This window comes from Streptomyces sp. NPDC053076, assembly GCF_044546845.1.
In the GTDB taxonomy this organism is placed as follows: Bacteria; Actinomycetota; Actinomycetes; order Streptomycetales; family Streptomycetaceae; genus Streptomyces.
The window spans coordinates 171,506-184,357 of sequence record NZ_JBITZL010000010.1; the positions used below are offsets into that span (position 1 = coordinate 171,506).

Sequence of the window (12,852 nt, forward strand, 5' to 3'; positions counted from 1 at the left end):
AGCGGGACTGCCGTGATCGGAGAGCAGGGGCACAATGGTCCGCTGGCTCTTCCTGGTCTTTGTCGCCGTGCTTGCGCACCGGAGCGCCACACTGCGACGTGCGGCGGCACGCCATCCTTCGTCTCCAGGAAGACGTGATCCCAGGTAAGGGGCCGCGCCTCTTCCGTGTGGACTCCGCTCGGGAGTGAGAGCACAAGGTAGGCGTACAGCCGTGACGGGCAGGCCGCGGCAAGCACGGCTTTCGCCTGTTCCAGATTGAGCGCCTCGCTTGGCCGGCCGGGGCGTGCCTAGGTGGACCTGCGCCGCCGGCTCGGAGCTGTACCGGCGCCGCATCTCAACAGCAAGTTCGCGGCTGGGCGTGATCCAATGCTCAGCACAGGGACAAGGCCGCGCGGAACGTTGCCCTGCTCGTCACTGCCCCGGACATGCCCCGATGAACGCTGCAACGGGCACGGGGTGCCGCTCAGCGCGGCATCACGTGCTCAGCCCGGCTCTCAGGTCGTCGGCCCGTGCTGCCAGCCCCGCATTTTGCCGAGCAGGCGCGCGCCCTCTCGCTTGACGAACTTCATGGCCGCCACCGGATGAGGGCAGGCATGGCAGCGTGGTCAGTGCCTTCCATGGTCACGATGACTTCCCTGCCCGTCACCGTTCCGAGCCAGGTCACGAAGGCGCGGACGGGAGCGAAGGTCGCCTTGTCAACCACGTCGGAGGGATCGAAGGTGTACTCGATCTCTTCAATGTCGAAGAAATAGCAGGTGAACCACACGCCGTCGATGTCGATGGCCAGACTCGCCGATTCCTCCGGGTCCTGCTCAAGTCGGGACCATACGACAGAGGCGTCCAAGGCGCCGCTCTCCGTGGTACCAGAGAGCGTCCATGTAAGGACATGAGTTCCCGGGACCACACGCAGCCCGTCGAACATGCGCCGCCAGTCGTCGATCGTGGTGTCGAGGACACAGACGTCCCGCAGCGCCCCGTCTGCGACGAAGTCCTCTGCTCGGTACGCCGGTTCGGTCTCGTGCTGCCCCGCCATCACAGGAATCCTTCGAAAGTGAGCTGGCCCCCACGCCAACTCCAGCGGGCGCCCCAGCCTCCGGGGACCCTGAAGTCGCGGGTGACGCCGCCGTATTGAGCCGACGCCGAGGTGTTGACCTTCTCAACCACATTCGGGTCGGTAAGTATGTCCTGGATCATCTCATTGGCGATCTCGGTTCGCTCACTATTGGTGAGTTTGCCGAAATTGTACATATCGACATGGGCTTGTCCCCGTTTGGCTAGATTGCCCGGGCTTGGGTCACCGTGTTTCTGCAGTGCCCTGCCGGCCGGCGACAGTTGGCCCTTCTTGATGGTGGTGGCCGCCTGGGACAAGTCATCGAGGCCATAGTTGCAGGGGGAGAGGCCGAGGGGGTCGATCCAGGTGAGCGGGGTGCGCACGTAGCCGTGGTGATTGTCCGCCGGCACCAGCCCCAACGGATCCGCGCTGATGTAGCGAGCTGTCCCGGGGTCGTAGTAGCGGTGCAGGTTGTAGTGCAGTCCGGTCTCGTCGTCGGCGTACTGCCCCGGGAAGCGCAACGGGCAAACGACGGGCCCGGCGCCGTCGTCCGGGGCAGGGAAGCACGTGCCCCACAGGGTGGTGCGGCGCTGCCAGAGCAGGTCTCCGGACGCGGACACCAGTTCCATGGGGGTACCGACGGGGTCGGTGACCACGGCGTGGAAGCGAGCGGTGCGCTCGGGGTTGATCTCCTCGGCCAGCCGCGCCAGGAACGACGCATTCGACTGCGGGGCCGACGGCTCGTGGTCGGTCTGGGCCACTGGGCGGGGGGTGCCCGGCTTGTAGTCCCAGGTCAGCACTCGACCGTCCGCTGTGATCTGCTCGGCCAGGAGGGTGTCGTCCCAGCTGAACTCCGTGCGGTCGCACTCCGAGCCGTCCTTGGCCACCCGGTGCTTGGAGATGCGCCGGCCCAGCGGGTCGTAGACGTAGTACCACCGGTCGCCATCCGGTGTGACCACCTCCGTCAAGCGATCCTCGGCGGTCCAGACGTAAGTCCACGTACGGCTCTGGCCGTTCAAAAGCCGACGGGTTCTGCGGACCAGGCGGCCCTGCGCGTCGTGCTCGTACGCGGTTCCGTTCACCGAGCGGACGAGAGTGCCGTCGAACTCGCGCTCGCCGGGCGCGTCATGGGTGGGCGCAGTGGCGTCCACCAAGTTGCCCGCGACATCGTAGGCGTAGGTCTCGGTCCAGCCGTGGGCACGCACTCCGGTGACACGCCCCATGCCGTCGAGGTTGAAGCGGCGGGTACCCGAGGTCAGCTCCCGGATCTCCGTCAGGTAACCGTCGGCGCGGTGTGTGTAGGTACGGTGCTGAAGGAGGCGGTCCACGCCGTCCGCCGCCGGGCCGAAGGTCAGGCTCTGCCCGGTGAGCAGGTTCCGCGGACTCCAGCTCTGGGTCAGCTTCACCTTCGTACCGACGCGGCGCTCCGTCTCGCGGCCTGCGAGATCGTGAGTGAAGTGCACTTCGCCCACGGGCGAGCGCAGGATGAGCGGGCGGCCCGCCGGATCGTACGTCCATTCCGATACCAGCCCAGACGGCGTCACCCGGCGGATACGGCGGCCGAGAGCGTCGTACGCATTCCTGGTCGTTCGGCCGTTCACCGTCTCCGACAGGACGCGGCCCAAGCTGTCCCGCTCCAGTACGACCTCGGCGTCGGCGTTGGCCGCGTGCGCGAGACCGCCGTCGGGACCGTATGCGAACGTCGCGACGGTGTCCGATCCAGACCGCCGCTCCACCACCCGCCCCACTGCGTCCCGCGTGAGGTGCAGGTTCTCCCCGGCGCCGTTGGTACAAGAGGCCAACTGGCCTGCCGCGTCATGGACGTATGTCAGCGTGCAGCCGTTGAAGTCCGTCTCGGCCACGAGGCGGCCGGCCTCGTCGTAGGTGTACGACCAGGTGCGCCCCTGCGGGTTGGTGACGCCGGTCAGGCGGAGCTCGGTGTCGTAGGCAAACTCGTACCGGGCGCCGTCCGGGTCGGTCCGTGTAGTGGGGACGTCGAATGGGCCAGGAGTGTGGTGCGTTGTGTTACCCGCGGCGTCGGTATGGCTGAGGAGGTTGGCCTCGGCGTCCCAGGTCCAGGACTCGCTTGTGCCATCCGGGTATCGGCGCCATGCCTGTTTACCCTCGGCGGTCCAGCCGAGTCGGGTGGTGTGGCCCAACGGGTCGGTCACCTCGACGATCCGGCCGAAGGGGTCCCGGCGGATCGTAGTGGTGTGGCCCAGCTCGTCGGTCGTCCCGACGGGAAGGCCGGCCGGGTCGTACGCGATCGTGCGGGTGTGGCCGAGGGCGTCGGTGATCGCCGTCGGCCGGCCCGCCGTGTCGTACGTGTACCGGGTCTCGGCCCCCGTGGGGTCGACGGTGGTGAGGAGGTTGCCCCGCTCGTCATAGGTGTGCCGCCAGACCGCCCCGCCCGGCTCGATCACCTCGGTCGGCTGCCCGAATGAGTTGCAGGCGGCCCGCGCGACCGATCCATCCGGCAGGGTGAGTTCCGTCAGGTTGCCTGAGGCGTCGTAGGCGTACCGGGTCGTGCGTCCCAGTGGGTCGGTGACGGCGACAGGCCGGGCTCCGCATTCATCCCATTCGGTGCGGGTGACGTGCCCGAGCGGGTCGATCTCCTCGACCACTTGGCCGTCGGTGTTGTACCGGTGGACGGAGATATGGCCCTGGGAGTCGGTGTAGGTCGTCGTGCGGGTGGTGTCGTCGTAGGCGAGAGTGCCGGAGAGGATGCCGTCGACGCCCTCGGTGCGGACCACCCGGCCGCGCTCGTCGTAGACGTAACCGAACCAGGTTCCGTTCCGGTCGGTCCAGCGGGTGACGCGGCCCTCGGAGTCGTAGGTGAAGCGCAGGGGCTCGCCGCTGGAGTTGATGACCTCGGTGAGGTTGCCGACGGTGTCGTAGCCGTAGCGCATGACGACCGTGCCCTCCTCGGGCGCGGTGCCAGGGCGGTAGCGGGAGGGTGGTTCGTCCAGCAGGCGCAGGGCGGTGATGCGCGGGCCCTCGGTGTCGACGGCGACGTAATAGCCGCCCGAGTGGCGGATACCGACCGGGATGCCTTCGTCGTCGCGTTCGACGTCGATGCGGTTGCCGTTGCGGTCGCTCCAGGAGTCCAGCGCCAGGTGGAACACGCCGAAGGAGGGGGAGGGCACGGGGGCGGCGAAGGTGCGCCTCACGCCGGTGGCCGGGTCGGTGACCGTCATCGCGCCGTCCGGTTTGCCGTCCCACTCCAAAGGCCAGCGCGGGCCCTTCACCGGCATCGTGGGCACGCCCGCCTCCGGTACCGGGTAGACCAGGCGCATGCCGTCCGAGGCGGCGAAGACGACTCCCTCACCGTCGATCTGGAGGCACTCGTCCAGGGTGGAGATCCAGGTCGGGCCGAAACAGACCCCGCCCCGGTAGGAGGACAGGTGGGTGCGCGTGAACTGCAGCGGGAGGCTGCCGGGCAGGGTCAGGTCCGTCTGGGTCATCAGCATGGCGCCGGTCGCCACGTCGATCGGCTCGCCCACGCACGGGGTGCGTTCGGCGTTGCGGGCCGCCGGGCCCAGCTCCACCAGGTCGGGCCGCAGCGAGGGCGGGCGCAGCAGCAGCGGGGTGGTGTCGGCGAGTCCGCCCTCCATGCTCGCCTTCAGCACGCCGCCGCCCGCCCCGAGCGCGCCGCCGAAGATCATGCCGTCCTTGGCGGCCTGGTTGACCTCGTCCAGGCTGAAGCCGTTCTGGAGACCGGTGGCGATCTTCAGCGGCTGGGCCACGGCGAGGTCCACGGCGACCGACTCGACCCCGCCGAACGCGGCGGCGACCAGCGTGCCGCCGGCGATCTCGGCCACCGTCGTGGTGACGGCGACGCCCATCGTGGCGCCGAACTCGATGACCGCGTCCGCCGCCGCGACAGCCGCCCCGGAGGCGAGGCCCGCGGTGAAGAAGGCCAGCGTCACCCCGCCCGCGATCACGGCGGCGTCGATACCGATCTGCGTCCAGAGCTTGTTGATCGCGTCGTCGATGGCGTCGGCGAACTTCTCCAGCGCCTTGGCCATCTCCCGCGACGACTTGGCGAGATCGCTCAGCCAGCCGCCGTCCTGGTCCTTGGCATAGCGGCCCCAGAATTTCTCGAACGCCTCGATCGACTCACCGGTGTTGTTGTGGATGATCGACGACGCGCTGCGGTGCACCGGAGCGCGGACGTCGTCCACCGAGTCGGCGAAGGCACGCCAGGCCTTCGCCGCGTCCCGCAGCTTGCCGGAGTCCGCCTCGGGCCACCACAAGCCCAGCTTCAGAAGAATGTGGCGGGCCGTGTCCTCAACGCTCACCGGCACCGTCGCTCTGCTTGTCGCTCTTCACTTGCGTGAACATCCCGGCGATGAGCTGGTCGTTGTCCACGTGCCCGTCCGACAGGTCCACCATGGCCTCGTGAATGCTCGTCAGACCGAGCACCAGAATGCCCGCTGCGCTCTCGATCTTCTTCTGCTGCGGCTTGTAGGCACCTCCGAACTCGTCACCCTGCTCGTCGTGGCCCCAGGGCTCACCCAGGCCGTCCAGCGTCTGGATCAACGTGGTCAGCGCCTTGCTCAGATCGATGGCGCCCTGATGGAAGGCCGGTGCTGCCGCCTTGATGTCGGCGGTCTTGATGTCCAGTACCTTGCCGGGCACCTTGCCATCGCCCATCCGTGAACTCCCCCGTTGGCAGTCGCGGTTTCCAACCATAGGGCAGACGGGTAATGGAAGTTTCATGTCGACAGCCTGCGCGCGTAATGGTGCCCGTCGAGTGTTCGTCTCCGAATCCTTCTGTTGGTTGGCTGTGATGGTGTTCCCAGGAGCGGGTGGGTGATCGCCTCGTTCACCGGGGAGATGACCAAGGGGGCCGCGGCGATGCGGTTCAGCGCCTCCGCCGGCACTCGGGGTCGAACGGATGGCGCGTAGGCGTACGGGGCCCTTCGGGCGCACGCCCCGGGAGCCATCTGGGAGCCAACTCCCCGAATCCCTTCCAGGCCCCGCGACACCAACCGAGCCCACCCCTCCGACCTGCGGAAACGCGATCGATGCTGGCGGGCTCGCCAACCGAACCTCATTCGGGAGCAAGCGGTCCATAGGCAAAGTGCAGTTCCGTGGCGCAGAGCAGCCGTCTACCGCCATGCTGGACTAATCGTGCCGCCGCGCTCATCAGGGGGAGGCCAGCGTGGAGTGGTGGGCAGCGTGCTTATGGGGGCTCGCGGGGGCCGCTGCGGTCGAGGCTCTGGAGCTATACCGCTCGATTCAGCGTGTGAAGGGCTTCCCGTGGAGGATGCCTAACGAGGTTCCGTTGGCCCCGTATCTAGTCGCCCTGGTCATACGGAACGCTCTGGGCGCCGGCCTAGCCGCAGCTTTCGGAAGCTCAGATCAGGTCGCGGGACCCCTGGGAGCTCTCGCGGTCGGTGTGGCTGCCCCGAGGCTAGTCGAGCAACTCGTACGTCTGGGGCTTTCTCATCCGGTCGTCGAACCTGTACCAAGCCAAGCCGTACCGGATCCCCCAACGCCAGGGGACCCAAGCTCAGCATCTGCTAGCTCCACTGCGCAGCCCGCGCCCCAGATCGAAGGAGAGGCCGGTGTCGTCTAAGACCTTCCTTCGTCAAGTGCTTACCGCGCTTGCTCGCGAGACCGACGCCTTTCGCCCTGACACGCACGGGGTGCGTCCACATGACTCCATCGCCCAAGTCTCCGCTGCGCTTGCTCGCGTTCCAATCGCAATCCTTCCCGTTCCACCACCAACCCATGACGTCGGTGGAACGCCATCTCAGGACACCAAACCGTCCGCTCGCTCGCTGGGCTTTGCCAACTCCTCGAGCAGGCAGGGCACTGCCCACGCGGGCCCCGCCACCAGGCGCACGATGACCTCCTTCAGCCCCGCCGACGAGGAGAGGCACCGGGGCGTACACCGGATAAAGGGCGCGGCAACGGGACTGCTCCTCCTTGTCACGCTCGTGTACGTTCTCGCCCAATGGGCGGGCAACTCCGGCGCGGGCCCCTGGTCCGGATATGTCGCGGCGGCTGCCGAGGCCGGCATGATCGGCGCGCTCGCGGGCTGGTTCGCGGTCACCGCGCTCTTCCGTCACCCCCTTGGCTTGCCCATCCCGCACACCGCCATCATCCCGACGAAGAGGGACCAGCTGGGCGTGTCGCTCGGCGAGTTCATCGGCGAGAACTTCCTGTCCCAGGACGTCATAAGACAGCGGCTACGCACGGTCGGCATCAGCAGCCGGCTCGGTACCTGGCTGGCCGAGCCTGAGCACGCGGAGCGGGTGACGGCGGAACTGGCCACCGCGCTCAGGGGCGCCCTGACCGTACTGAGCGACCCCACAGTGCAGGCCATTACAGGCCAGGCGATCACCCAGCGTGCCGACACGCATGAAATCGGCCCCGGCATCGGAAAGGTGCTGGAGAGGGTCGTGGCCGACGGCGGTCACAAATGGGTGGTCGACCTGGTGGTTTCCCGCGCCCACGACTGGCTGGTGCTGCACCGCGGCGCCGTGATGGTCGCCGCCGAGGGCGGTAGGCCCGGTTGGACCCCACGTTTCGTGGACAAGAAGGTCGGCGAGCGCGTCTATAAGGAACTGCTGCGCTTCTGCGCCGAGATGCGTGACATGCCCTCCCACCCCGCGCGTGATGCCCTCGACCGCTTCCTCACAGACTTCGCCTCCGACCTGCACTCCGACATGGACACCCGGGCCCAGGTGGAGCGACTCAAGAGCGAGGTGCTGCGCTGCGGCGAGGTGCAGGACCTGATCGCTTCCGCTTGGGTCGCCGCACGGCACATGACTGTGGCAGCAGCCAGGGATGAGCGCAGCGAGCTACGACTGCGGGTTCGTGCCTCCCTGCTCTCCCTCGGCGCCCGGATGGCGAGCGAGACGATGCTCCGGAACAAGGTCGACAGCTGGGTCGAGAGCACGGCCGTCCACATCGTGACCACCTACCGCAACGAGATCACCTCCCTGATCACCGAGACCGTCGCTGGCTGGGACGCCAAGCACACTACTCGCAAGATCGAGGCCCATATCGGCCGCGACCTGCAGTTCATCCGGATCAACGGCACGGTGATGGGCTCGTTGGCCGGGTTGCTGATCTACACCGTGTCACGGGCTCTGGGCAGGTGAGGAGCGGCTTCGCGCGGGCACCCCGACCGGGCATCAACAAGTGCCGCCGTGGAAGCGTCCTTGGCTGCAGTGCGCCTCAGACCGGCACGGTCACCATCTCCGATCCCCGCCAGTCTCAATCGTCTGTCATGGTCACGCGGGCACTGGACGTCAATGATCGGCCTCGGACGGTGTGGGTCTCGAAAACCGTCGTCAGCGGGTGGCATGTGAGATGCATCGGCACTCGGACAGGGTGTGATCCATGGCCCAGCCACGTCTGGCCTGGGAAAGAATCGACTCGTGAGGCGCGATATCTGGGGGCCAAACAGGGGTCCAAACGCTGCAGCCGCGCAAGGACGGTCCCGGACGGCACTGGACTGCCCGGGAAACGAACCAGCAGGTCAGTGCCCCCTAGCCAAGGTCACAAAGATGTTTGATCGCGTTCGGGACGAAGAGGTCGTGGGTTCAGATCCCGCCACCCCGACAGTGGAATACCAGGTCAGGCCCGGTGCTGAGGGATCAGCACCGGGTCTGATCTGCTGTGCGGTCTCCTTTTGGGGCGCTTGGGGAGCCGCTCCGGGGAGTGGCTCTCCAACGGCTCCCAGTGCGTGGCGTCTGTCTTCGGTGGCCCCTCGCCCTAGGTCGGACGCCGCTCCCCCCGGGGTGAAGCCGGCCTGAGAGCGTGCCGTGAACCCCACGCCCGTCATCAGCGAAAGCCGCGACGGCACTGATCACCGCGAGTGCAGGACGCGGAAGCCGGACGACTCCGCCCCTGCTCAGGGCCAACACCTCTCCCGATCGTCGCTGGCGCGGTGACGGCCGTTCTCAGCTTGCGTCCGTCCACACCGCCCGCAGGTCCCCGCAGTGGACGGTGATCGTTGCGTCGGTGAGTGCGATCTCGTGTCGGCAACCGCCGTTCTCGGCGGGAAGGATCTCGTCGAGGAGCACGGTGTCGACGCTCATCCAGTCGATGGAGTGCTCGTAGGTGATGGCGAAGTGCGTCACGCCCGAGTAGCTGATGCGCAGGCCGGCGTCGTGCTTGAACCGGTTGGGCGCGAAGTCCAGCACCAGCCCGCCGCTCTTGTCGATGGCGAGGTGGACCCCGGCCAGTGCCAGATCCTTCACGCAGCGGGTGGCGCCCGCGATGTCGTAGTGGCCCGGGTCGGTGGCGAAGGACCGGGCGCCCGGGGGCAGGTCGGCGCGCAGACGCGGCAGCTCGGCCAGATAGGCGCTCGGGTCCACGTAGAACCCGCCATCGTCCCAGACGGCCGTGACGTACTTCATTGGCAACCTTCCGCGGGGAATGGGCCGGCGCCGGGAATCTCTCCGGGGCCGGGCGTAGCGTGAAACCAGCATCGTCTTGGTCCGGAAAACCCGTCGAGTCTGTCGGGCGCTGAGACGAAAGGTCACTCATGCCTCGATCCATGCGCGCGCTCGTAGCCGGAAGGATGGGCGAGCCCACCGATGTCCTGCGGCTGGAATCCCGGCCTGTTCCCACGCCGGGAGCCGGTCAGGCGTTGATCCGTGTGAAGGCGACTCCGGTCCACGCCAGTGATCTGCACGTGCTGCGCGGCCGGTACGGTTTCTCCCCCCGGTTTCCCGCTGTCGGGGGTCACATGGAATGCGTGGGCCGCATCGAGGCCCTGGGTCCGGATACCGAGGGACTGAAGATCGGCGAGCGTGTGGTGGTCGCTGCCGTACCGGCGGTGCCCGGGCCCGAGGTGGCCGGAACCTGGCAGGAATACCTCGTCGCCGACACACGAAGGCTCCTGCCGGTCCCCGACCGTCTGAGCGACTCCAGCGCCTGTCAACTCGCCGTCAACCCCTTGACCGCGCTGCTCCTCGTGACTCGCGAGCTCGACGTACAGCCGGGTGAATGGTTGTTGCAGACGGCCGCGGGCTCCACCGTCGGCCGGCTCGTCATCCAGCTGTCCAGGCATCTGGGTATTCGCACGATCAATGTCGTCCGGCGACGTGGTGCCGTCGAGGAGATCAAGGCGTTCGGTGGTGACGAGGTCATCTGCACCGAGGACGAGGACCTGGTGCAGCGTGTGGCTGAGACAGCAGGGCCGGCCGGTGTGCGCAAGGCCGTCGACTGTGTCGCGGGCCCCGTGGGCGCCCAGGTGTCCCAGGCGCTGGCTCCGGGGGGAGAGCTCGTGGTCTACGGCGCGCTCTCCACCCATCGGCAGACCGATCCGGCAGCGCTGACGATCCCGCTGCAAGCACGCTCGGTGATCTACGAGACCAAAGTGGTCCGCGGCTTCTGGCTGAACCGCTGGTTCGGCACCGCCTCACCCGAGGATGCGCTGCACGCGCTGTCCCAGGTCCGCGGTCTCGTGGCTGACGGAGTGCTGAGCATCCCCCAGGGCCGGCCGTTCCCGCTCGAACGCTTCGCCGAAGCCATCGCGCTCGCCGAGACACCCGCACATGACGCCAAGCCACTCTTCGTCTTCGAGGACGGCCGGGACGAAGACGACCGGTAGGAAGCGGCCCTGCCTGCGCCGGCAGCGGTGCATGCGCGCTGGGGGGGCAGCGTTCCCCGGGGCAGCGTTCCCCGGGGCAGCGTTTCCGGGGCAGCGTTTCCCCTGCGGGGCCCTTCGCCGACGCCGTGGCGCGGGGGGACCGGCTGACGGGTACCCGGCGGCGCGTCGGCTCCAGGGCCGGCGGGAGCTGATGGACGGGTAGTACCCCCGGACCGCTGACCGCGGCTGTCACGCCGCTGACAGGGGCGCCGGCCGCTGCCAGTGGTCTGTCAGTGGCCTGCCAGCGCGCCCCGGCACTGTCTTCCTCATCGAGCAGCGAGAACCGCGTGAGCGGGCGAGCGAAGAGATGGGGAGGGCACAGATGTCGTACGCCATCCGGGCCGAGGGTCTGGTCAAACGCTACGGGGACATGGTCGCGCTGGACGGCGTCGACCTGGAGGCGCCGGCCGGCAAGGTGATCGGCGTGCTCGGGCCGAACGGGGCGGGCAAGACCACCACCGTACGGATCCTGTCGACGCTGATGCGGCCGGACGCCGGCAGGGCCACGGTCGGCGGCCATGACGTGGTGCGCGACCCGGTGCGGGTGCGCCGGCTCATCGGTCTCACCGGGCAGTACGCGTCGGTCGACGAAGGTCTGTCCGGCCCCGAGAACCTGGTCCTGCTGGGGCGGCTGCTCGATCTGTCGAAGCGGGACGCGAAGGCGCGGGCCGCCGAGCTCCTGGAGCAGTTCTCGCTCACCGAGGCGGCGAACCGGCCGATCAGCACCTTCTCCGGTGGGATGCGCCGCCGCCTCGACCTGGCGGCGAGTCTGGTCGGCCGGCCGCAGGTGCTCTACCTGGACGAGCCGACCACCGGCCTCGACCCGCACGCCCGCGGCGAGGTGTGGGACGTGGTCCGGCGCCTGGTCGACGACGGTTCCACGGTGCTGCTGACCACGCAGTACCTGGAGGAGGCGGACCAGCTCGCCGACAGCATCACGGTGTTCGACCGCGGCCGGGTGGTCGCCGAGGGCCGCCCCGGCGAGCTGAAGCGCCGGGTCGGCGGCCAGATCCTCCTGGTCCGTCCGTCGCTGCCGCAGGACGTGCCCCGGGTGACCGCGATGCTGACCGAGCTCACCGGCACCGCTCCCGCCCAGGACGGTACGAACGGGCTGCTGACCGTGCCCGCCGACGACCCGCTGCTGGTGTCCGCCCTGGCCCGCCGCCTGGCCGCGGACGGCATCGGCACCGACGAGATGGGACTGCGCCTGCCCAGCCTCGACGAGGTCTTCCTGGCCCTGACCGGGCGCCCCACCACCGACGACAAGCAGAACGACGCCCGGCAGAACGACGACAAGCAGAACGACGACAAGCAGAACGACGACGCCTTCGCTGAGAGGAGCGCGGCATGAGCGCTCAGACCATCACCCCCGCCCGCACCGCCGGCCAGGCCGCCGCCCCCTTGCGCATCGGCGCGGCCCGGACCGTACGGCACAGCCTCGCCCTCGCCGGGCGCGGTGTCACCAAGTTCCTCAAGTCACCGCTTCAGCTCACCGATGTGGTGCTGACGCCCATCATCTCCCTGCTGATGTTCGTCTACCTCTTCGGCGGTGCCATCTCCGGCGGCCACGACCACGCGTACCTGCAGATGGTCACGCCAGGGGTCATGGTGATGACCGTCTTCCAGGCGAGCATAGGCATCGGCGTCTCACTCAACGCCGATGCGAGCACCGGGATCTTCGACCGGTTCCGATCGATGCCGATCGCCCGCTCGGGTCCGCTCATCGGCGCCGTCCTCGCCGATTTCGTACGCTACGTGATCTGTCTCGGCACCCTGCTGGTCCTCGCCCTGATCATGGGATACCGGATCGGCACGAACCCGCTGTTCACGCTCGCCGCGCTGGTGCTGCTCATCGGTTTCGCGCTGAGCTTCTCCTGGCTGTCGGTGTACATGGGCATGCTGGCCAAGACCCCTGGATCCGTGCAGGGCCTGATGACGGTCGTGGTGCTGCCGCTGACCTTCGCCAGCAACGTCTTCGTACCGGACCAGACCATGCCGGGCTGGCTCAAGACCTGGTCGGACGTCAACCCGGTCAGCCTGATGGCCGACACCGTGCGCGGTCTGCTCAACGGCGGCGCGATCGCGAACCCGCTGCTCGGCAGCCTCGGCTGGATGGCCGGCATGGTCGCGGTCTTCTTCCCGCTGGCGATGCGCGCCTACCGCAAGAACATCGGGTGATCCA

At 68.3% G+C, this 12,852-nt stretch carries 8 protein-coding genes; 4 read left to right on the forward strand and 4 right to left on the reverse strand.

Annotated elements, in window-relative coordinates; translation table 11 throughout:
* Positions 1-565: 565 nt before the first annotated feature.
* Genes ACIGYR_RS33180 through ACIGYR_RS33190 form a run of 3 tightly spaced genes read right to left on the reverse strand, consistent with a single transcriptional unit; the run spans position 566 to position 5,707 of the window.
* Positions 566-1,033 carry a hypothetical protein gene (locus tag ACIGYR_RS33180; RefSeq protein WP_399606495.1) on the reverse strand — a complete coding sequence of 156 codons (468 nt, stop codon included), beginning with the start codon at positions 1,031-1,033 and terminating at the stop codon, positions 566-568.
* The gene (locus ACIGYR_RS33185; RefSeq protein WP_399606492.1) at positions 1,033-5,352 is read right to left on the reverse strand and encodes a DUF6531 domain-containing protein; all 4,320 of its coding nucleotides are present in this window, start codon (positions 5,350-5,352) and stop codon (positions 1,033-1,035) included. The genes ACIGYR_RS33180 and ACIGYR_RS33185 overlap by 1 nt, the downstream gene beginning before the upstream one ends.
* On the reverse strand, positions 5,342-5,707 hold the full coding sequence (locus tag ACIGYR_RS33190; protein WP_399606490.1) for a hypothetical protein: 366 nt from the start codon (positions 5,705-5,707) through the stop codon (positions 5,342-5,344). Before ACIGYR_RS33190 ends, ACIGYR_RS33185 begins: the two co-directional genes overlap by 11 nt.
* A 1,199-nt stretch (positions 5,708-6,906) precedes the next feature.
* Here ACIGYR_RS33190 and ACIGYR_RS33195 point away from each other — a divergent pair.
* Complete coding sequence (locus ACIGYR_RS33195; protein WP_399606487.1) at positions 6,907-8,169, forward strand: DUF445 domain-containing protein; 1,263 nt, start codon at positions 6,907-6,909, stop codon at positions 8,167-8,169.
* 804 nt (positions 8,170-8,973) lie between these two features.
* Here ACIGYR_RS33195 and ACIGYR_RS33200 read toward each other — a convergent pair.
* Positions 8,974-9,432, reverse strand: a complete 459-nt coding sequence (locus tag ACIGYR_RS33200) for a hypothetical protein (protein WP_399606486.1) — start codon at positions 9,430-9,432, stop codon at positions 8,974-8,976.
* A 164-nt stretch (positions 9,433-9,596) separates the two neighbouring features.
* On the opposite strand from ACIGYR_RS33200, the gene ACIGYR_RS33205 reads away from it, so the two are divergent.
* From ACIGYR_RS33205 to ACIGYR_RS33215, 3 genes are all read left to right on the forward strand, one after another.
* On the forward strand, positions 9,597-10,631 hold the full coding sequence (locus ACIGYR_RS33205; RefSeq protein WP_400014378.1) for a zinc-dependent alcohol dehydrogenase family protein: 1,035 nt from the start codon (positions 9,597-9,599) through the stop codon (positions 10,629-10,631).
* A 361-nt stretch (positions 10,632-10,992) separates the two neighbouring features.
* A complete protein-coding gene (locus ACIGYR_RS33210; RefSeq protein WP_399606481.1) occupies positions 10,993-12,021 on the forward strand; it encodes an ATP-binding cassette domain-containing protein in 1,029 nt (342 codons plus the stop codon).
* A complete protein-coding gene (locus ACIGYR_RS33215; RefSeq protein WP_391847649.1) occupies positions 12,018-12,848 on the forward strand; it encodes an ABC transporter permease in 831 nt (276 codons plus the stop codon). The genes ACIGYR_RS33210 and ACIGYR_RS33215 overlap by 4 nt, the downstream gene beginning before the upstream one ends.
* Positions 12,849-12,852: the final 4 nt, after the last annotated feature.

What these genes read in the sequence shown, in the direction of transcription:
- ACIGYR_RS33190 (WP_399606490.1), bottom strand. Translation starts at nt 5,707, where the DNA reads ATGGGCGATGGCAAGGTGCCCGGCAAGGTACTGGACATCAAGACCGCC.
- ACIGYR_RS33200 (WP_399606486.1), bottom strand. Translation starts at nt 9,432, where the DNA reads ATGAAGTACGTCACGGCCGTCTGGGACGATGGCGGGTTCTACGTGGAC.
- ACIGYR_RS33180 (WP_399606495.1), bottom strand. Translation starts at nt 1,033, where the DNA reads ATGGCGGGGCAGCACGAGACCGAACCGGCGTACCGAGCAGAGGACTTC.
- ACIGYR_RS33205 (WP_400014378.1), top strand. Translation starts at nt 9,597, where the DNA reads ATGGGCGAGCCCACCGATGTCCTGCGGCTGGAATCCCGGCCTGTTCCC.
- ACIGYR_RS33215 (WP_391847649.1), top strand. Translation starts at nt 12,018, where the DNA reads ATGAGCGCTCAGACCATCACCCCCGCCCGCACCGCCGGCCAGGCCGCC.
- ACIGYR_RS33195 (WP_399606487.1), top strand. Translation starts at nt 6,907, where the DNA reads ATGACCTCCTTCAGCCCCGCCGACGAGGAGAGGCACCGGGGCGTACAC.
- ACIGYR_RS33210 (WP_399606481.1), top strand. Translation starts at nt 10,993, where the DNA reads ATGTCGTACGCCATCCGGGCCGAGGGTCTGGTCAAACGCTACGGGGAC.